Source organism: Pseudidiomarina tainanensis (genome assembly GCF_900115255.1).
In the GTDB taxonomy this organism is placed as follows: domain Bacteria; phylum Pseudomonadota; class Gammaproteobacteria; order Enterobacterales; family Alteromonadaceae; genus Pseudidiomarina; species Pseudidiomarina tainanensis.
Genome location: NZ_FOYU01000004.1, coordinates 180,337 through 200,795, shown reverse-complemented (window position 1 = coordinate 200,795; position 20,459 = coordinate 180,337). Strand labels below are relative to the sequence as shown.

The window sequence follows — 20,459 nt, the reverse complement described above, 5'->3', positions numbered from 1 at the left end:
CGTTTAAGTTACTTAATAACTGGTGCGTTTTTCGCTGTACCAGTTGACGTCGCACTCATATTTTTCAATCTGATCTGCCACCCCTAAGGTGAGGGCAAAGAGTGCCATCCGAATGAGTACGCCATTGTCTGCTTGACGGAATATGGCCAAATTCGGGTTTTGGTTCAAATCGTTATCTAGTTCATTTGCTTCGGCACGCGAATCGCGTGGCAGCGGATGCATAATCACGGTATTCGGTTTGTAATGCTTGGTATAGATTTCGCTATTCAAGCGGAATTTACCGCGATACATGTCCGCTTCTTGTGGTGTGGTAAAGCGCTCTTGCTGAATTCGTGTCTGATAGACTATATCGGCATCTGAACTACCACTAACTTGATCGGTTACCGTTACGTGGTGTCCAGCTTGGTCGAGCACTTCAAGCACGCTATCAGGCATCGCTAATTCACGCGGTGAAATCAACGTGAATCGAATATCTTTATACATGGCAAGCAAGCGCGAAAGCGAGTGCACGGTACGGCCAAACTTCAAATCACCCATCATGCAAATGTGCATGCCATCAACGCCGTGACCGTGATAAGCCAATTCTTTCTTGATGGTATATAAATCGAGCAGGGCTTGCGTTGGATGCTCATTGGCACCATCGCCACCGTTGATGACCGGAACACGGCTACCTTCAGCAAATTCGGCGACTGAACCTGATTTAGGGTGGCGCATCGCAATGACATCGCTGTAACTACTGAGTACGCGCGCGGTATCGTAAAGCGATTCGCCCTTGGCTAATGCCGAGCTTTCCATACCAGTGGTTTCACGCACTTCACCACCAAGAAGATTGAAGGCGGTGCCGAAGCTAACCCGAGTTCGGGTTGATGGTTCAAAAAACAAATTACCTAAAATGGCACCATCGAGAACTTTGGTGCGCTTTTGCCGGCGAGCATAGGGTTGCATGCGGTCGGCGATAGTAAAAATGGTCTGAATACTGTCGATATCGAATTGCTCAACAGAAAGGATATTTGAACCGGTAAAATTCATGATGAAAGGCCCTGCAGTGATTGCACACACTGGGCCAGTACTTTAGCAGAAACTGAGCTTAAAAAGAATGATCAAACCGCTAAAACGGTTTGACCACAGCTAAAATAATGATGGCGAATAATGCCAGTACCGGAATCTCGTTAAAAACGCGGTAGAATTTGTGGCTACGCGTATTTCGATTGTGTTTAAAGTCGGCTAAAAGCTTGAAGCAATAACCGTGATACACGTAGAGCAGGGTTACGATAACGAGTTTGATATGCAGCCAGCCACTAGCCTTTAGCCAGGCACTACCATAAACCCACATCAAAGCGAGACCAAAAACGAGGGTTAAGATAGCGAATGGGGTGACAAAATAGAGTAAACGACGTTCCATGACTTTGAATTGCTCATGCACATCTTGGTTTTGATTTTGCGCGTGGTACACGAATAATCTCGGTAAATAAAAGATACCGGCAAACCATGCCACCATAAAAATTACGTGAAACGCTTTTAACCAAAGAATCATGTGAAGGCCTATGTGTTTATTTTTAGTTGCGTCCTAACCAGTGCCTGCGTAGCATGGCGCTAATTCATGATAAGAAGTGAGCCCATGAAAGAGAAGCAAAATATCATAACGAGCGCATTAGTTCATCGCTTTGGCGGCTGGGGCGTCATTGCGTTGGCAATAAGCATTGGTGCACTAGCCGGCTATTGGGGCGGGAATTGGCACGTGTTAACACTCAATGAGCGTATCGCACAGCAAGAAGCGACTATTGAGCAACTTTATGAGCGTGCTGAGACATTTGATTATCAACAACACATAGCAACCGTTGAATTAGGTATTGAGCGTGCGGCAAGCCAAGGTTTGCAACAAGAGTTGTTAATGGCGCAAGACGAGAACTTTGCGTTACGGCGTGAATTGACGTTTTATCAAAAAATCATGGCACCAGAAATGGAAGCCAGTGGCGTGGTCATTGATTCGCTTGAGCTGCAACAGAATATTGCGGCCGACCATTATCATTTTCGCATTGCGATTGTGCAAATGGAGCGCTTACGTAATCTCACTAAAGGCACGCTGAGCATGCGCTTGCACGGTCGTAAAGATGATCAATCAGCGAGCTTTGATTTATTGGCATTGGCGAATGTTGAAGACAAAGATCGCCAATTCAGTATGCGTTACTTTACCGTTCAGGCGGGCGATTTCGTATTACCCGCAGACTTTTTGCCCGAGCGAATTGATGTTGAAGTCAAAATTAACGGTGCGAGCCAATCGTTGACGCGAAGCTTCTATTGGAGTCAACTTCTGCAAGGCAATACTTGACCCTTTTAGTCAGGTAAGAGAAAATAGCACAAGAATTTTCAAGAGGTACCAAGAGACTATGTCAGACGTCGCACAAGCAATGCCAATTCAGTTCACTGAATCCGCAGCCAATAAAGTGAAAAAGCTTATCGCTGAAGAAGAAAATCCAGCATTGAAACTGCGTGTTTATGTAACTGGTGGCGGTTGTTCAGGTTTCCAATACGGTTTTACATTCGATGAAAAGACCAACCCAGGTGATATGGAAATCGAGAAAAACGGTGTGACTTTGGTCGTCGATCCGATGAGCCTGCAATATTTGGTTGGTGGCACGGTAAATTACGAAGAAGGCTTACAAGGCGCCCGCTTTTTCGTCGATAACCCGAATGCGACGACTACCTGCGGTTGTGGGTCAAGCTTCGCTATTTAAAGATGAGTTAATGTGCTGTTTCGGTTAGAATGTTGCCACACATTCTAACCGAGGTATTTATGAGCGCATACGCAGACCATATCGCCACAGTTAAAGCCAGATTCGATGCAGCCCTCGCTGCAGCTGGTTTCGATTCAGTACTTATCTATGCCGGGCAACCCCGCGTTGCTTTTTTAGATGATAATCCAGCTCCTTATAAAGTGAATCCACTGTTCAAATATTGGATTCCTGTCATCGAAAGCCCAAAGAGTGCGATTTATTATCAACCAGGCCATAAGCCGGTCGTATTCCTGTTCAAGGCTCGCGACTTTTGGCATGCCGAAGTTAAAATCCCTGCTGAAGAATGGCAGCAACATGTTGAACTTGTTGTAATCGACAGCCAAGAGAAAATGACCGACTGGTTGGGCGATAAGATAAAATCAGCCGCATTCATCGGCGAAGATTTTGCTGAACCGGTAGCAAGCTGGCCGGTTAAAGCGCGTAACCCTGGTAACTTAATTGATCATTTGCACTTCCATCGCGCCATTAAAACCGAATGGGAAGTCGAGAACATGCGCCAAGCTAACAAACTAGCGGCAAAAGCGCACCTCGCTGCACGTGATGCCTTTTTAGCAGGTGCCAGCGAGCTGGAAATTCATCATGCCTACCTAGCGGCCATTAACTTCCGTGAAAGCCAAGTGCCGTATAACAGTATTGTGGCGCTGAACGAGCATGGCGCTGTGTTGCACTATGACGTGTATGAAACGAGCGCACCGGCACAGTCACGTTCGTTTTTGATTGATGCTGGTGCATTGTACCGCGGCTATTGCGCTGATATCACTCGTACCTATGCCCGTGAACAGGGCTTCTTTGCCGATCTGATTGCCGCAATGGATCAAGCACAGCAAGATTTATTGAGTGAAATTAAGCCGGGTATTAATTACTACGAGCTGCACGTAAGCCAACATCTCAAAATTGCCAAAATTTTGAGTGAGTTCGGCTTCGTTAACGGGTCGGCTGAAAGTATTTACGAGCAAGGCTACAGCAGTGCATTCTTCCCCCATGGTTTGGGTCACTTCATTGGCCTGCAAGTGCATGATGTTGGCGGCTTCTTGGCGAATGACCGCGGCGATACAATTGCGCGTGATCCACGTCATCCATTCTTGCGGTTGTTACGTGATGTTGAGGCTGGTCAGGTATTTACCATTGAGCCGGGCTTGTATGTGGTAGATCAACTGCTCGAAGAGCATGCCGATAGCCAAGACTTCAATTGGGATAAAATTGCGGAACTACGCCCATACGGTGGCATTCGTATTGAAGATAGTATCGTTGTTGGTGAGAATGGCCACAATGAGAATCTAACCCGTGATGCGTTTGCTTTACTAGAAAGCTAGTTCACAGATAGTGTTGCCGGTTACGGTAAATATAAGCCGCCCAGAATAGCAGGGCGGCTCGCTCCTGTAACGGCAGGCAAATTGCCTGGCACACGTTGCATATAACAGCGTGCAAGCCAAGCAAAAGCCATCGCTTCAACATGTTGTGGGGCTACGCCAAGTACTGAGGTGGCGTGCCAGCCGCAATGCGGTAACTTCGACTTTAACGCGCTCATCAAGATTGGGTTATAAGCACCGCCGCCAGCGACAAAGATTGTTTCTGGACGTTCTGGTAGCCATTCCTTAATAGCATGCGTGACAGTGTGAGCTGTCAATTCTACGAGCGTGGCTTGCAAGTCTGCGGGCACAAATTGCGACAAATCACCAAGATGTTCCTCTAGCCACTTCAAATTAAAATCATCGCGGCCGGTGCTCTTAGGTGGCCTGCGTTTGAAATACTCGTCACGAAGTAATTTTTCTAATACCTCGTCGAGTACGCGTCCACGTGCAGCAAATGCACCATGACGGTCGAAATCATCCTCATGTTCTGGGTGACACGCCTTAAACCATCTATCTAATAAGGTATTGGCGGGGCCAGTATCAAAGCCTGTCACACCGGCAGGTGTGCCTGGCAGCCAGGTAATATTGGCAATACCACCGAGGTTCAAGATAACGCGAGACTCGTCAAAACTACTGAATATTGCTTGATGAAATGCTGGCACTAGCGGTGCGCCTTGTCCTCCGAGCGCAATATCCTTGCGCCGGAAGTCAGCAATCACTGGTATCCCAGTTAACGCCGCCAAAGTGTTGGGGTCGCCGAGCTGTAACGTGTAACTTGGCGAATGGTCTGGCTGATGGCGAACGGTTTGGCCGTGACTACCAATAGCAGTGATAGCGCTGGGCGAAATATTGAAATGACGTAAAAAGTGATTGACCGATTCAGCACAATATTCAGCAAATAGTCGCTCTGCTGTTGCCCACTGGTGGAGTTCATTCGGTGCTGGATCGCACAAATTATGCAGTTGTTGTTGTAGTTGGTCATCGATTGGATATTGACGATGTTGTAATAGCTCAGGTTGCTGCATCGCATCAAACTCAACTAATACCACATCAAGACCGTCTATGCTGGTGCCAGACATGAGGCCTAAATAAAGCTCACGCTGCGACATTAGCGCATCGCCAAATACAACCGTTTACTATCATTCAAAACTGCGAGACGCTGCTGAGCAATCTCTTTGAACACCGGAAGTTCTGCTGCAATCAGTGATTCAGCTTGCGGGAACTTAACTGTACGTGGGTTGCGATGAACGCCATCGACTAAAAACTCGTAATGGAGGTGAGCACCGGTAACACGGCCAGTTGCACCAACGCGACCAATCAATTCACCTTGTTTCACACGTTGGCCCTTTTTCACTAGACGTTTGCTTAAATGCAGATATTTGGTTACGTAACGTTCACCATGCTGCACAAACACGTAATGACCGTTGAGGTTGTTATACGCACTTGCGATAACTTTACCGGCGCCTGAGGACATAACTGGCGTACCAGTTTGTGCCGCGTAGTCGATACCATTGTGCGGACGCACCTTGCCAGTAACCGGATGTAATCGACGTGGATTAAAGCTTGAGCTGATATAGGTGAACTTGACCGGCGAACGCAAGAACGATTTACGCATCGCACGGCCTTCAGCGGTATAGAAGTCACCGTTGTCATGCAAAAATGCTTGATAATGCTCGCCACGATTCACAAACTCTGCAGCTAAAACACGACCGTAACCGACAAATTCACCATCGGCATATTCTTTCTCGAACATCACACTAAACTCGTCGCCTTCACGTAAATCCAGTGCAAAGTCGATATCCCAACCAAATATGTCGGCAATGCTCATGATTTGGCCTTCTGTCAAACCAGCATCAATGCCAGCATTCCAGAAGCTTGACGTGATTCGAGCGTGTGCAGTTTCGGTGCGAACTTCAACGGTTTTTGATTCAATTTCACTGACGAAGCCATTGTCCGATTTACTGACAATTAAGGTGTCGGTCGGATTAATTTGATAAGCAATTTGAATCAAATCGTCATTTTCATCTTTGGCAAAACGTAGCGTATCGCCGGGATGAATTTTACGCAGAAGCTTATCCGCTTGAGAATCTTGTGTAACCCGATACAACTGCTGGGGGGTGAAGCCCATTTTGTCAAAGATACGCGCTAACGAGTCGCCCGAGCGAACTTCATAGCCACTCCATTGTACTGTTGTATCTGGTTTGCTTGAGGCATCAGTCTTGAGCTTTTCAACGTCGATTTGTAATTGATAGCGTTGACCTAGAATGAGCTCTGACTGCCCCAACTGCGGCTCGATTACATGCTTAGATGCGGTCGCAGATTCGGATGGAAGCAACACAACAAGCAGCGTTACCGCGCAGACAGAGCTGAGCAGTACTTGATGTCGACGCGGTAAAGCGGCGATGAATCTTGTCATATATTTAGGAATCGACTTCATAACCTTCCGATGTGTTAGCGCATTATTATTGGTTAAATCAATTTGCAGAATAATATGAAGTATGGCGATTTTCCAGTCAATTTACGATTATTTGCGCTTAAAAGAGTTAAAGAAATAGCATACAATGCAAGGCTTGTCGCCAAATTGAGATGCCTTGGGAGAGAGCCGAATATGACCTTGTCAGCTGCGGATGCGTTTGCAGAAATTGCGCGTGGTACCGAAGAAATTCTTTTAGCAGAAGAGCTTAAAGAGAAGTTAGCGAGTGGTAAGCCGCTAGTAATTAAAGCCGGCTTTGACCCAACTGCACCTGACCTACACCTTGGCCACACCGTGCTGATTAACAAAATGCGTGTCTTTCAAGATCTCGGCCATGAAATCATTTTTTTGATTGGTGACTTTACCGGCATGATCGGCGACCCGACCGGTAAAAATGTCACGCGTAAGCCATTATCTCGAGAAGATGTATTAGCAAATGCGCAAACCTACAAAGAACAAGTATTCAAGATTCTTGACCCTGCCAAAACTAAAATTCGCTTTAACTCTGAATGGATGAATGAGCTCGGTGCTGCGGGCATGATCAAGCTCGCGGCGCGTCAAACTGTCGCCCGTATGCTCGAACGTGATGACTTCAAAAAACGCTATGGTTCGGGTCAACCGATCGCAATTCACGAGTTTTTGTACCCGCTGGTACAGGGATGGGATTCGGTTGCGCTTAAGGCCGATGTTGAGCTCGGTGGTACCGATCAGCGTTTTAATCTGTTGATGGGGCGAGAGTTACAAAAAGATGAAGGCCAAAAGCCACAAACCGTCATCATGGTGCCGCTACTAGAAGGTTTAGATGGCGTGCAAAAGATGTCGAAATCGCTGGGTAACTATATCGGTATTACCGAGCCGGCAAATGACATGTTCGGAAAGGTCATGTCAGTATCTGATGAACTGATGTGGCGTTACTACGAATTGCTGAGCTTCCGTCCACTGGATGAAATTAACAGCTTCAAACAAGCGGTAGCAGATGGAGCCAACCCGCGTGATTACAAAGTGCTATTAGCCAAGGAAATTATTGCGCGATTCCATGATGAAGCAGCTGCTGATGCTGCCGAGCAGGATTTTATTCAGCGCTTTAGTAAAAATGCGATTCCAGATGATATGCCAGAACTAACCGTTGCCAGCGATAATGGTGAGTTAGCAATTGGTAACTTGCTACGCGAAGCGGAACTTGTTGCTTCAACCTCTGAAGCGATGCGCATGATTAAACAAGGTGCAGTGAAAATTGATGGCGAAAAGGTGAGCGATACCAAGCTGGTCTTAACGGCAGGTTCTACTGCTGTGTATCAGGTCGGTAAACGCAAATTTGCTCGAATTACGCTGAGCTAGTTGATGCAGGTACCATGGTGCGGTGGCCGTCAGGCCATCGCATCACGGTTAAATACTTGCCCCACACACAACCTGTATCCAATCCAATAATGTCATCGCGGAAAGTATTCCCCATTAATGCCGCCCAGTGACCAAATACCAATGTATATTCGCTGACATCCCATAATTCAAACCATGGCTTTAAATGAGATGGAACTTGCTGGTCAGTCGGTGCCGATTTCACCGAAAAATTAAGATGACCACTCAAATCACAGAAGCGCATGCGCGTAAAAACATTAATGAAAAACCGAATGCGATCCATACCTTGCAACGTCGATGACCACTGCGCAGGTTCATTACCGTACATAGCCACTAAAAATTTATCGAGTCGGTTAGCACGCCAAGCCGCTTTAAGGGCTTCTGAAACCTCGTGTGCATAAGACTCAGCTTCAGCGACGGTCCACCAAGGATAGACGCCGGCGTGGGTCATCACTAAGTTATCATCGCTGCGAATAAGAAGCGGTTGGTGGACTAGCCAATCAATCCAATCTCGCTTCTCGCTATCCGTTAACTGGATTAATGATTGTAACCGGTCATTTGGATGGGCATCGCGGACACCGCTTAATACCGCTAACAAATTGAGATCGTGGTTGCCGAGTACTATTTTAGTCGCGTGACCTAAATCACGAAGTAATTCGAGGCATTCAAGCGGATTTGGTCCGCGCCCAATCAAATCACCAACACACCAAAGTTCATCAAACTTCGCATCAAAGTTAACTTGCTTGAGTGCTTGTTTAAGTGGTGCCGCGCAACCTTGTATGTCGCCAACCAGATAGCGTGCCATCGTTAATGGATAATATTTGGAATGGCTAGTCGGAATGACGGGATTTCAACGTCAAAGTGGTCGCCTGCGTTAGAAACCATGCTATAAAATCCTTCCATAGTACCAATTGGCGTTGCCAACACCGTGCCACTGGTATAGCTGTAACTTTCGCCTGGCGCTATATGCGGTTGCTCCCCAACAACGCCATCACCAGCAACGCGGGTGATTTTATGGTCTGCATCAGTTATTTTCCACGCTCGCTTAAGTAACTGCACAGTGACATCAGAATGGTTGGTAATGGTGATAGTGTAAGCAAATGCATATTCATTAGCCGCTTCATCTGAGTGCGTCGCAATAAAATGCGTTTTCACCTGAATATCGATGTTATACATGTTCACCTTGCTGTTCGCTGTACCAATTGGCTAGTCGACAATAGTCTGCAACCGATAGTGTTTCTGGGCGAGCATTAGGGTCAATACCAAGTGCCTCAAGCTGCTCGTCATTCATAATCTGTTTGAGATTATTGCGTATTGTTTTACGCCGCTGATTAAAAGCAATCAAACATATTTTTTGTAACGCCGCGCGATCATTCACCGGATATGGTGATGTTTTGTAAGGTACCAAGCGTACTACCGCTGATTCAACTTTTGGGGGTGGTGTGAACGCACCCGGCGGCACCATCAGCACCGGCTCTACCGCGCATGCTTGTTGCACCGAAACACTAATACGTCCGTAAGCCTTACTGTTCGGCTCTGCTGCTAAGCGCTCAACAACTTCTTTTTGCAACATAAAGTGCATATCTTCGACCACTTCCAAATGCTCTAACAAATGGAAAATTAATGGCGTCGAAATGTTATAGGGTAAGTTGCCAAAAACGCGAATAGGTTGCTCGACAGCAAATTGGCGAAAGTCTGTTTTCAGAGCATCGCCGCGAAATACTGTTAATTTACTTTGCAGGAATGGATGCTGCTCGAGGCGATCGGCTAAGTCACGGTCAAGCTCCACAACGGTTAACTTTCCTGCTCGCTCAACGACAGGCTCAGTAAGCGCTGCTAAACCGGGCCCAATCTCTACGAGATTTTGATTAGGCAGTGGGTTTATCGCGTCAACAATATCGTTAATGACGAATTGATCGTGCAGGAAGTTTTGTCCAAATCGCTTACGTGCGCGGTGGCCCAAGTGTGTTTTTGTCATCGATTTACCATGTCGATTGCAGTGTGCAAAGCAAGTAGCGCACTGCTGTCATCTATATTGTGTGTGCCAGCCCGATCAAGGGCAGTACCGTGATCGACTGAAGTGCGAATAAATGGCAAGCCCAAAGTGATATTAATAGCGTTACCAAAACCCTTGTATTTTAACACAGGTAAACCTTGGTCATGATACATTGCAACAATTGCATCGGCTTCGCTTAAATAATGGGGTTGAAAAACGGTATCTGCTGGGTAGGGGCCACTTACCTCCAAGCCATGCTCACGCAGGTGGTCAAGAGCAGGGATAATTTGGTCGATTTCTTCGCGTCCTAAGTGACCTTGTTCACCCGCATGAGGATTCAAACCACAGACTAAAATTCGCGGCTTCGCGATACCCCATTTTGCCACGAGGTCAGCATGAAGGATGGTTAGGGTTTCTTCAACAGCACTGCGAGTGATAGCCGCTGGAACATCCTTTAATGGTAAGTGAGTCGTCACTAACGCGACCCGTAAACCTTCGGTAGCGAGCATCATCACAACGCGCGGCGTATTGCTTTGCTGGGCAAAAAATTCAGTGTGCCCACTAAATGGAATACCCGCCTCATTAATGATGCCCTTGTGCACTGGGCCGGTGACCACGGCGGCAAATTCTTTGCTCAAACAACCCTGTGCGGCTCGCGTCAGCGTCGCTAAGACATAACTCGCGTTGGCATGATTAAGCTGTTGCGGAATTACTTTTTCAGCGATTGCGGTATGGCAGACCGTAAGGGACCCTGCAGCTTGCGCCGTAGCTGGCTGCTGCGGTTCGTACTCGCGAATAACTAATGGAAGGTTTAATTGTTGTGCGCGCCGAGTTAGCAACGTTGCATCAGCAATCACTACTAACTCAACCGGCCAAGCACGTTGCGCGAGTTTGATAATTAAATCAGGGCCAACACCAGCGGGTTCACCCGGTGTAAATGCAATTCGCGCAACGGTCATCGTTTACCTTATTCAATCAAGGTTTCAATGTAAGCTTGATCACGCAATTCTTGTTGCCAGTTCTCAAGCTCTTCTTGGTATTTACGGCTGAACAACAATTGATAAGCACGATTTTGCTGGCTGCGTTTGGTTGCATCTAACTGACGACGCTCAAGCACTTCAACAATATGCCAACCAAATTGCGTTTCAAAGGGTTCACTTAACTCACCAATGGGAAGCCGTTCAACTTTGCGTTTAAACTCTTCTGCGTAGATATTTGGCTCGGCCCAACCGAGGTCGCCACCAGCTGCCGCTGAACCAGGATCCGCCGAGTGCTCGCGCGCTGCATCTGCAAATTCAACTTCGCCGGCAAGAATACTTTCACGAATGCCCGCAAGTTTTTCTTGGGCTTTACGTTCAGACAAAATAATCGATGGCTGAATAAGAATATGTCGAGCTTTAACTTCGTCAACTTGTACTTGCTCAATACCGCGCACATCAGCAACTTTCAGAATATGAAAACCAACGCCGCTACGTAATGGGCCAATAAACTCACCTTTGCCCTTATCGCGTACCGCATCGGCAAACAATGTTGGCATCGCATTGATATTCATCCAACCAAGGTCACCACCTTCAAGCGCACGCGGCCCCGAGGATGATGTAATTGCTGCTTGGGAGAAGTCCGCACCGTTACGTAGGCGTTCCAATAACTGCTCAGCGCGTTCACGAGTTGACTGAACCTCATCGGCATCTGCGCCTTCACGAAAGCCAACCAAAATGTGACTTAAGCGGTACTCAACCTCTTGTTCAGTCATTTCTTTCATCGCGTTGACAAGGTTTTCGATTTCTTGTGGCGAGACATAAACACGACGACGCACGGTAGCGCGTTGAGTTTCTGTAATAATCATTTCTTTACGAATTGATTCGCGATAATTCTCCCAGTTGGTCCCGCTTGCTTCTGTAGCTGAACGTAGTTCGTCAACCGACATATTTTGGTCTTGGGCAATGGCTTCTAATGTTTGTTGTAATTGGGTGTCGGAAATAGTGATACCCATACGTTGCGCCATTTGAAGCTGCAACTCCGCTAAGATCAGACGATCCATTGCTTGAATTCGCAACACCCGATCAGACGGTAGGTTAGTACCGTTCTCTTGTGCGCCGCGCTTAACTTGTTGCAGAAGTTGTTCTACTTCACTCTGCAGCACAACACCTTCGTTAACGACCACCGCGACACGGTCGAGAATCTGCTGACTCCATGTCGACGTGCTCAATGAAAGCAGCGTGGCTGCAACGAAAACTTTTACAAATTTACCCATGAATACTACCTAGTTGCTCAAATGGAACGGGTGACGATAGCCGAACAGACTTTGCTCAAGCATATCAAGCAAGCTGCGATTATCGCTGCCCAAACCTTTAATTATAAATTGTACGCTAATACCGTTATCAAACTCTGGTTCGCCAACAGCGGGCATACCGGCATTCAATTCTAAATTGCGATTGATGCGCCGATAACCACTAATTCGCATGGCCCAACAACAATCGCTGTACTGTAACGCAATGAAGGCATCGTTGGTACGATTGTTTTGCAAATCGTAATACCAATTTGATGCGAGTTGCCAGGTCGGACTGAGTTCTACGACACCCAACATGCCAACTTGTTCCACGTCATTTTCAAGTAAATTGGTGACCGTTCGATGGCTCAATTGAATCAAATTAAATTCATCGAGACGATACTCAAGAGTCGTTTGACTTTTCCGCGTGCTATCGAGCTCTAAGTTATATTGAATCGAGCTATTAAAGTACATGTTATTGTTGATACGAAAGCGTGTTTCTAACGCAAGGTCAGAACGACTTTCGGTTGTTGCTGTGCTGCTTTCAAGTAGTTGCGTTTCACTATTTTCGAAATAGTAAATCTGCCCAAAACTCACGCGGGCAACTTCGCGGGCTTGTTGGTCAAATAGGCTAGAAGAAGCACCAATAGTCACCTGATTAGCATCAGCAATACGATCTAAACCAGAGAACCGGCGCGCTCGAAATAAACCCTGATAATCGTCCTGCATTAACGTTGAATCGTAGATGCCAATACCTGTTTGATCGCGATATGGTATGTACAAATACTGAATTTGCGGTTGTAGCGTGTGCGTGTAACTTTGTTGCTGGATATCAATGGTACGCTCTAAGTTAACCCGACCACGCCAGCGGAACGTCGGTAAACTGCGTGACGGATTTTTACTACGACTACGCTCTAATTCGAACTCTTGATTGTAGTAGGTGTAAGCATAACTAAGCTCGGCTAACCAATCATAGCCTGGCTGTTCTAAATGAAAACTCAGTTGTGGCTCAACATGCACGCGAGTTGCGGTATCTTGGCTTAAATCTTGGTTTTGGAAATGTGACATTTCGGAAAATAACGAGAAATCCAAATCAAGCCCGAGATCCGTTGCATAGAAGCTCTTAATTTGCGGCATAGTTCGGTACGGCGAACGATAGGAGCCTAGGAGTTCAAAGTCTTCAGCGCGCATTGTCACTTGCCAGTCGTCACTTAAGTAATCGAGCTGGGCATGACGATATAGCTGTGCATCAGCGCGTCCGGCAAAATCACTACCTAAGTCATTCAAGTAATCATCGTCGCTAATAAAAGTACCATTAACATACGCCCGCCAGTTCTCACCCCAACGCTGTGTTTGTTCTACCCGCCATAAATATCGCGCGGCATTATCCTCGGTGCTTTTATCACTTTCTAAATAGGCGACGTTGTATTGCCCACTACCCGTTGTACTGAGGGTACGAAACTCAGCTTGCATCTGAACGCCGCGCTCGGCCATGTAGCGCGGCGCAATTGTCGCATCCATATTGGGCGCAATATTGAAGTAATACGGTACTTCGACCTCAAACCCATTTTTTTGTGATGAACCAAATGTTGGAAAGAGAAAGCCTGATTTACGCTCTTCAGTTACGGGAAAGTTGATATACGGTAAATACAGCACGGGCACACCAAATAACTCAAATTTCGCGTGCCATGCTTCCCCCCAAGCTTCGTCTTCGTTGAGGGAAATTTCCTGTGCACTCATTTGCCATACAGGGCTATCACTTGGGCATGTTGTAAAGGTTGAACCTTCTAATAGAACTTGTGCTGGTGATAACGACAAAAGATCAGCCTTACCATGCGCTCCGGTCTCGGTTAGCTGGTATTCGGCACCACTCAAAAACGCTCGATTCTCACCCGAGTTTAAACGAAAATTCTCTGATGAAACCTGCACATAGCCGTCCGTAAACAGGGTTGAGCCACTGGCATTTATATTGCCGGTTTGTTGGTCAATTTGTGCTTGTTCGGTGCGCAACTGTTGTTGATCAAACTGTACTTCAACATTGCCAAAGAATGATGCGACCTCTGATTCAGAATCAATATCAGCACGATCAGCACGAACGCCAATGGCGCCGATTGGCAAATCTTTGATTGGTGAAATAGGGGTAGTGAATAACGGCGCCGGTACGGGGCAAACTTCAGACAACGCAGGGCGAGACGGCTGCTGCGCATGGACGGCGGCACAACTAACACTGAGTGCGACTGTCCAAATTGATGTCTGAAAAATTTTTGCCATGGAGCCGTTTATCCTGGGTTGTCCTTCACAATGTGCAGGGTATGATAAAGCAATTTTTATTCTGTCGCCATTTGCTACACTGTGGTTTTTTTAGAATCTTGCGAAAGCGAAGTAGGCTGGCGAAGAAATGCGCACTGTGAGGATGACGTGAACGAGCAACGAGAACTGAAATTGCAAGCCTGGTGTGAAGCCGTTACCGGTTATCGTCAGCAACAATTACAACCGGTATCTGGCGATGCCAGCTTTCGCCGTTATTTCCGCTGTTCCGATGGTCGGCGCAGTTTAATTGCGGTTGATGCGCCGCCACCGCAAGAATCACTGCAGCCCTTCATGGCCGTCGCCCAAGCTTATGCGGAAGCCGGTGTTGCCGTGCCGCGGGTAATTGCTGCAGACGAAAAGCAAGGATTCATGCTGCTGAGCGACTTAGGCTCGACACTGCTTTTAAGCGAACTCACGGCAACCAACATGCGTGATTGGTACAGCAAAGCGTTAAGCGATTTAATTGATATTATGTCCGTTTCTGATACGGAACTCGGTGACCTACCACAATATGACACAGCCCTCTTACGGCGCGAAATTGACTTATTTCATGACTGGTTAGTCGTTGAACATTTGGGTTTGAATTTAACTGTTGAACATCAGGCCATGTGGCAGCGAGTAACCGATGTGCTGATTGCAAACGCACTTGAACAACCGCAGGTTGGCGTACATCGAGACTATCACGCACGCAATATTATGGTGCAAGCAGACGGACAGCTGGCCTATATCGACTTTCAAGATGCGGTGCAAGGCCCCATTACTTATGATGCGGTGAGTTTGTTACGTGATTGCTACGTGCGCTGGCCACAGCATCAAGTGAATGAGTTGAGTGCTGAGCTGTTTGAACGCTTGCGTGAACAAAAGATGTTATCGGAAAGCGTTGATTTAACGCAGTGGCAACGTTGGTTTGATCTCATGGGCATGCAGCGCCACACTAAAGCTGCTGGTATTTTCGCCCGTCTTTATCACCGCGATGGGAAGTCTGGTTATTTGCAGGATATTCCAAGAACAGTCGATTATTTGTATGACATTGCCGGACTTTATCCAGAGTTTGCGGACTATCGCCGTTGGCTAGCAGAGCATATCCAACCAGCACTGCAGGAGCGCATTTAGTGCGTGCCATGATTCTTGCAGCGGGGCGAGGTGAACGCATGCGTCCACTTACTGACACTACCCCAAAGCCTTTACTGACGGTGTATGGGAAACCGCTGATTGAGTTCCATATAGAAAAACTTGCGCAGCAAGGTGTCAAGCAAGTTGTGATCAATCATGCTTGGCTCGGTGAGCAATTCCAGCAAGTGCTAGGTGATGGCGCAAGGTTCGGTTTACAGATCATCTATTCAGCCGAGCCTGCAGGCGGGCTTGAAACAGCTGGCGGTATTATTCGAGCATTACCAAAGCTTGGCGATCAGCCATTTTGGTTAATTAACGGTGACATTTTTACCTCGCTAGACTTTAGCGAGCTACCGCGCGAACTATCTGAAGGCGTTCATGCTCATTTGCTATTAGTAGATAATCCCGCTCACAATGCTGGCGGTGACTTTGGTGTGCGCCAGGGCATGTTACAATGCGCGGAAGAGAGCCTCCCAAGCTACACCTATACTGGCATGGGGCTGTTCTCACCGCAGTTATTTGAATCGTATCAACCAGGTAGCGAACAATTTGTTCGTTTACGGCCGCTACTCGACCGCGGTATCGCCAACATGCAGATTGCCGCATCGGTTATTACCGCAGCGTGGACCGATGTTGGCACGCCTGAACGTTTAGCACAATTACAGGAGCTCCCATGATTTGGGGTAAAATTCTCGGTGGCTTTTTTGGCTTTTTATTTGCGCGATTTATTGGCCTGTTATTGGGGCTGATGATTGGTCACTGGTTTGATAAATCGTTGACTCGCGCCATGCAGCAAAACAGCGCGCAACCGCAGCAATTTGTTAGCACCTTATTTGCGGTTCTTGGCCATTTAGCAAAATCAAAAGGTCGGGTGACTGAGCAAGATATTGATTACGTGACGCGCCTAATGGACCATTTACAGTTGTCAGAGGCGGCTCGCGCAAATGCTCAAGAGAGTTTTCGCCAAGGTAAGCAAGCCGATTTCCCGCTAACTCAGCGCGTTGAGCAGTTGCGAGCTCAGTTGGCTTGGCGACGCGACTTGTTGCAATTCTTTCTCGAGCAGCTATTAACTATCGCGCTGCATGATGGGCAACTTGAGCAAGCTGAATATGATGTTTTACTTAAGGTCACGCAAGCGCTGGGGTTCCGTCGTGCGCAACTTGATATTTTGCTACAGATGGCGCAAGCAGGACAGCGTTTTGGAACCGGCGGTCGGTCACGTCAATATAGCCAGCAAACAACTGCGAATCAGCTCGATGATGCTTATGCCGTGTTAGGTGTTAGTCGCTCAGCAAGTTTTGCTGAGGTGAAAAAGGCTTATCGCAAACTGATGAACAAACACCACCCTGATAAACTTGCGGCACAAGGATTACCGCCGGAAATGCGGGAGTCAGCACGGGCGAAAGCACAACAAATTCAAGCGGCTTATGAGTTAATTAAAACTCAGCAGGGCAATTAAACACCAGTCGCTCACCGCTTGAAGGATGGTCAAAAGCAAGATGTTCGGCGTGCAGCAGAAGCCGCTCTGCTGCCGCATACCCCTCGGCAGAAGCGTAGAATTTATCGCCCAAAATAGGTGTGCCAAGTGCTTGCATGTGAACACGTAACTGATGTGAGCGACCGGTATATGGGGTCAGTCCAACGATATCGCCATGACTGTGGTGACCGATCACCTGATAAAAAGTAAGAGCCGGTTTACCCAGTACTAAATCAACCATTTGCCGCGGGCGATTCGGCCAGTCGCAACGTAAGGGCAACTCAATTGCGCCGCGCTGCGCCGGCAAATTCCCCCACACCATAGCGCGATAGCGTTTCGCGACAGTACGGCGTTCAAATTGGCGCTGTAGAGAGGCCTGTGCGACTTTATTTCGAGCAAAGACCAACAATCCAGAGGTTGCCATATCCAAACGGTGGATAACGCGGATATTTGGGCAACTGCGCTCAAGTCGAAACCAAGTCGAGTCGCGATGTTCAATCGCTTTGCCAGGAACGCTAAGCAGCCCACTTGGTTTATTAATGACAACAACGTCGTTATCACTGTAGATAATATTCAAGTAGGGCGTTATTGGCGGCGCATAGTGAAACAAGGTCATGTCGGCATATTCACCATGATGCGAACTGAATCAAGCTGTAGCAGCGGTTGTTTAAATGCTTCAATGAGCGCATCGCGACGTTGATTCAATGCTTCCACCTCGCTGTCACGAACCAACGGGTTCGATTGCTTTAGCTTTAATAATCGGTTGAGTTCATGGTTCAACGTTGCTTTAACTTGTTCGCTTGCTTGTGTCAGCGCTTTCTGTTGCAACGCTTCAGCAGGTTTCCAGGCGGTTTGAATGGCTTGCTGGCATTCTGCACGAAGCTGTTTTAATAACAATCTGGCTTGCTTCTTGTCCAAAAACTGGAGCTGCTTATCGAGTACACCGGGTGCTACTTTCGGAGTTAAATCACGTCCTTGCCCATCCAACAGAACTCGGAAGCTATGATGTGGGTAGAACTCTTGCACTGCGAGTTGTTTGGGAGCCAAAACAACACTACTAAAATGCAGTTCAATGAACCATGCACCAGCTGTTAGCGCTCGGTTTTGAAGAAGTGCGACAGCGGTACTACCAAAGGTATCCCGAGTTAAGAGTTCAAGCGCTTGCTGAACCAAGGGATGATCCCAACTTAGAAATGTCACGTCTTCATGCGCTAGTGCATAGCTACGCGAAAAGGTGACGGTCAAACCTTCCTCTGGCAATCCTGCCAGCGGGATACGCATATGTTCGGTAGGATATAACCAACCGCTATGGTCGTTTAAACGGTCAAATTCAAGCCCAAAACGGTCCCAGAACGACAACATGAACCGTTCCAGTTCTACAGGTTTCTGCAGTGCCTCAATAGCGCTTGTCAGTTGGTCTATTTGATGCGGTCGGAACGCGTTGAGCTCCTGTAAGCGGTCTCGGCCTGCGTCTGCTGCAACACGCATGTCGGCAGCCATCGCGCGGGTTTCTTGCATGGCTGAAGCAAATAGCTCGGTATCCAAATCACCGTTCGCTTGGCTATCTATCAATTGTTCAATTGCTGGCGCGAAGTGCTGATACAGCATTGCACCTATAGCATTGGTTTGTGTGAAGGCCTGCATTGCTTCGTACCAAGCAAATAGAATTTGCTCCGGTGTATTCGCAACAACCGGCACATGGATGTAGATATCAGCTTGTTGACCAAGGCGATCCAGTCGACCAATACGTTGTTCGAGTAAGTCAGGATGCCGCGGTAAATCGAAAAGAACTAAATGCTGAGCAAATTGAAAGTTACGTCCCTCACTGCCAATTTCTGAACACAAGAGTAACTGGCAGCCATCCTCAGGGCTGGCGAAGTATGCTGCTGCGCGGTCGCGCTCAACCAAACTCAGACCTTCATGAAAAACTGCAGCGTGGATGCCTTGTTGTACACGAAGCATTTCATGCAGTGCGAGAACCAACTCAGTGCTGCGACAAATCAGCACGAACTTTTCTTGCTTGTGCGCTTTCAACAACTGCACCAGCCATTCAAAGCGGGTCAGCAGTGAATCTCCTGCTTCGAGTTCTTCAACTTCTAAGTGACGTGTTGGAAAGCCGCCAATGTGTCGACGGCTATTACGAAACATAACTCGACCGGTGCCGTAACTATCGAGTAATTCATCGAGCGCTTGCACATCACCGCGAGCTGCAAACTCTTCTGCTTTAGGCACCAAGGCTTGGTAGCCTTCTTGTTCTTCAATAAATGCATCAAAATCATTAAACCGGTCAGGGTCTAAGAGTTGCAGGCGAGCAAAATGTGCTGCTAATCCCGCTTGCTCCGGTGTTGCGGTTAATAAAAGTACACTTGGAGTATGTTGCGTAAGTTTCTGTAGCAACTGAAAGCGCGGCTCTGATGGCGCCATTTGGTGCGCTTCGTCGACAATAAGTAAGTCCCAACTTACTTCGAACAGTTCACCGGACCAGACTGGGTGTGAAAGTAACGACTGGGGAATCAGCGCAAGTTGTTCACTCGCAAAAATTGCATCACCATCAAGCGCTGCTTGTTCACATCGCTCTTCATCAAATAGGCTAAAACCTAAGTTAAAACGTCGCAGAAGCTCAACTAACCACTGATGCGCGAGGCTATCAGGTACCACAATTAAGACGCGTTCACTGCGACCAGTTAATAAACGTCGTTGCAGAATCAAGCCTGCCTCAATGGTTTTACCCAAGCCAACTTCGTCAGCAAGCAATACCCGTGGGTGATGCCGATCAGCAACTTGTGCCGCTACATACAATTGATGCGGGAGCAGATCAGCACGGGCGCCAATCAATCCAACCGCGGGGCTACGTTGCCAATCTTGCAAATGTTGTTGTGCCTGTTGGCGCAACTGATACATATCTAATCGATCGACCTTGCCGGCGAGAATACGCGTTAGTGGGTGGTTGGTCGCAACCTGCGCTGCAAGCTGTGCTTCTGGGACAACTACAGCTGATTCATCGCCTTCTCGAATGCCATGGTAAGTTAGCAAACCATTTTGCTCATCCACTTGGGTTACACGAAACGACCAGCCATCGCCGTGGTGGCCTTGTTCATCAACCAGCAAGCGATAACGCGCAAGCGGTGCTTCATTCATGGCATAGTGACGAAACTCTCCGGTGACAGGAAACAGGACCGTCACCATGCGCCCTTGAAGCTGGCTTACCATGCCCAAGCCTTGTTCCATTTCGGTTTCGCTGAGCCAGCGTTGACCAGGAATAAATTGCATTGATGTTGCGTTCGCTACCATGAATAAAAGACCTATACAGCATAGTCG

At 47.6% G+C, this 20,459-nt stretch carries 19 protein-coding genes; 7 read left to right on the top strand and 12 right to left on the bottom strand.

The window, feature by feature from the left end:
- Nucleotides 1-12 precede the first annotated feature (12 nt).
- The gene (locus tag BM292_RS11140; RefSeq protein WP_092858581.1) at nt 13-1,029 is read right to left on the bottom strand and encodes an aspartate carbamoyltransferase; all 1,017 of its coding nucleotides are present in this window, start codon (nt 1,027-1,029) and stop codon (nt 13-15) included.
- A gap of 79 nt (nt 1,030-1,108) precedes the next feature.
- A complete protein-coding gene (hemJ, locus tag BM292_RS11135) occupies nt 1,109-1,534 on the bottom strand; it encodes a protoporphyrinogen oxidase HemJ (protein ID WP_092858579.1) in 426 nt (141 codons plus the stop codon).
- A gap of 84 nt (nt 1,535-1,618) precedes the next feature.
- Here hemJ and BM292_RS11130 point away from each other — a divergent pair, with 84 nt between their 5' ends.
- The 3 genes from BM292_RS11130 to pepQ are packed head-to-tail and all read left to right on the top strand — an operon-like array spanning nt 1,619 to nt 4,108.
- Nucleotides 1,619-2,329 (top strand): DUF6776 family protein, encoded by a 711-nt coding sequence (locus BM292_RS11130; protein ID WP_092858577.1) that lies wholly within the window; start codon nt 1,619-1,621, stop codon nt 2,327-2,329.
- A 58-nt stretch (nt 2,330-2,387) separates the two neighbouring features.
- Nucleotides 2,388-2,735, top strand: a complete 348-nt coding sequence (gene erpA, locus BM292_RS11125) for an iron-sulfur cluster insertion protein ErpA (RefSeq protein ID WP_092858575.1) — start codon at nt 2,388-2,390, stop codon at nt 2,733-2,735.
- Between the two features lie 59 nt (nt 2,736-2,794).
- The gene (gene pepQ / locus BM292_RS11120; protein ID WP_092858573.1) at nt 2,795-4,108 is read left to right on the top strand and encodes a Xaa-Pro dipeptidase; all 1,314 of its coding nucleotides are present in this window, start codon (nt 2,795-2,797) and stop codon (nt 4,106-4,108) included.
- A 20-nt stretch (nt 4,109-4,128) separates the two neighbouring features.
- Here the strand turns inward: pepQ and BM292_RS11115 are convergent, their stop codons facing one another.
- A complete protein-coding gene (locus BM292_RS11115) occupies nt 4,129-5,256 on the bottom strand; it encodes an anhydro-N-acetylmuramic acid kinase (RefSeq protein WP_092858571.1) in 1,128 nt (375 codons plus the stop codon).
- A complete protein-coding gene (locus BM292_RS11110; protein WP_425439085.1) occupies nt 5,256-6,563 on the bottom strand; it encodes a peptidoglycan DD-metalloendopeptidase family protein in 1,308 nt (435 codons plus the stop codon). The genes BM292_RS11115 and BM292_RS11110 overlap by 1 nt, the downstream gene beginning before the upstream one ends.
- A 192-nt stretch (nt 6,564-6,755) precedes the next feature.
- Between BM292_RS11110 and tyrS the strand changes: the two genes are divergently transcribed.
- Nucleotides 6,756-7,958: a tyrosine--tRNA ligase gene (gene tyrS / locus BM292_RS11105; RefSeq protein ID WP_092858567.1), complete on the top strand. Its 1,203-nt coding sequence runs from the start codon at nt 6,756-6,758 to the stop codon at nt 7,956-7,958.
- Here tyrS and BM292_RS11100 read toward each other — a convergent pair.
- The 6 genes from BM292_RS11100 to BM292_RS11075 are packed head-to-tail and all read right to left on the bottom strand — an operon-like array spanning nt 7,945 to nt 14,512.
- Nucleotides 7,945-8,781, bottom strand: coding sequence for a symmetrical bis(5'-nucleosyl)-tetraphosphatase (locus tag BM292_RS11100; RefSeq protein WP_092858565.1), 837 nt, complete (start codon nt 8,779-8,781; stop codon nt 7,945-7,947). The genes tyrS and BM292_RS11100 overlap by 14 nt on opposite strands.
- 2 nt (nt 8,782-8,783) lie before the next feature.
- Nucleotides 8,784-9,152: a Co2+/Mg2+ efflux facilitator ApaG/CorD gene (gene apaG, locus BM292_RS11095; protein WP_165383925.1), complete on the bottom strand. Its 369-nt coding sequence runs from the start codon at nt 9,150-9,152 to the stop codon at nt 8,784-8,786.
- The gene (gene rsmA / locus BM292_RS11090; protein ID WP_092858561.1) at nt 9,145-9,954 is read right to left on the bottom strand and encodes a 16S rRNA (adenine(1518)-N(6)/adenine(1519)-N(6))-dimethyltransferase RsmA; all 810 of its coding nucleotides are present in this window, start codon (nt 9,952-9,954) and stop codon (nt 9,145-9,147) included. The genes apaG and rsmA overlap by 8 nt, the downstream gene beginning before the upstream one ends.
- The gene (gene pdxA, locus BM292_RS11085; RefSeq protein WP_092858560.1) at nt 9,951-10,931 is read right to left on the bottom strand and encodes a 4-hydroxythreonine-4-phosphate dehydrogenase PdxA; all 981 of its coding nucleotides are present in this window, start codon (nt 10,929-10,931) and stop codon (nt 9,951-9,953) included. Before pdxA ends, rsmA begins: the two co-directional genes overlap by 4 nt.
- An 8-nt stretch (nt 10,932-10,939) precedes the next feature.
- Entirely contained in the window at nt 10,940-12,226 is a 1,287-nt protein-coding gene (surA, locus tag BM292_RS11080; RefSeq protein WP_092858558.1) for a peptidylprolyl isomerase SurA, read from the bottom strand.
- Nucleotides 12,227-12,235: 9 nt separating this feature from the next.
- On the bottom strand, nt 12,236-14,512 hold the full coding sequence (locus BM292_RS11075) for an LPS-assembly protein LptD (RefSeq protein ID WP_092858556.1): 2,277 nt from the start codon (nt 14,510-14,512) through the stop codon (nt 12,236-12,238).
- A 147-nt stretch (nt 14,513-14,659) separates the two neighbouring features.
- On the opposite strand from BM292_RS11075, the gene BM292_RS11070 reads away from it, so the two are divergent.
- Genes BM292_RS11070 through djlA form a run of 3 tightly spaced genes read left to right on the top strand, consistent with a single transcriptional unit; the run spans nt 14,660 to nt 17,123 of the window.
- On the top strand, nt 14,660-15,664 hold the full coding sequence (locus BM292_RS11070; RefSeq protein ID WP_092858554.1) for an aminoglycoside phosphotransferase family protein: 1,005 nt from the start codon (nt 14,660-14,662) through the stop codon (nt 15,662-15,664).
- 8 nt (nt 15,665-15,672) lie between these two features.
- Nucleotides 15,673-16,341, top strand: a complete 669-nt coding sequence (gene murU / locus BM292_RS11065; RefSeq protein WP_425439084.1) for an N-acetylmuramate alpha-1-phosphate uridylyltransferase MurU — start codon at nt 15,673-15,675, stop codon at nt 16,339-16,341.
- Nucleotides 16,338-17,123: a co-chaperone DjlA gene (djlA, locus tag BM292_RS11060; protein WP_092858550.1), complete on the top strand. Its 786-nt coding sequence runs from the start codon at nt 16,338-16,340 to the stop codon at nt 17,121-17,123. Before murU ends, djlA begins: the two co-directional genes overlap by 4 nt.
- Here djlA and BM292_RS11055 read toward each other — a convergent pair.
- Both BM292_RS11055 and BM292_RS11050 read right to left on the bottom strand, forming a co-directional pair.
- Nucleotides 17,101-17,757 carry a pseudouridine synthase gene (locus tag BM292_RS11055; RefSeq protein WP_092858548.1) on the bottom strand — a complete coding sequence of 219 codons (657 nt, stop codon included), beginning with the start codon at nt 17,755-17,757 and terminating at the stop codon, nt 17,101-17,103. The two genes, djlA and BM292_RS11055, sit on opposite strands and share 23 nt — an antisense overlap.
- On the bottom strand, nt 17,754-20,432 hold the full coding sequence (locus BM292_RS11050; protein ID WP_245751934.1) for a helicase-related protein: 2,679 nt from the start codon (nt 20,430-20,432) through the stop codon (nt 17,754-17,756). The genes BM292_RS11055 and BM292_RS11050 overlap by 4 nt, the downstream gene beginning before the upstream one ends.
- Nucleotides 20,433-20,459: the final 27 nt, after the last annotated feature.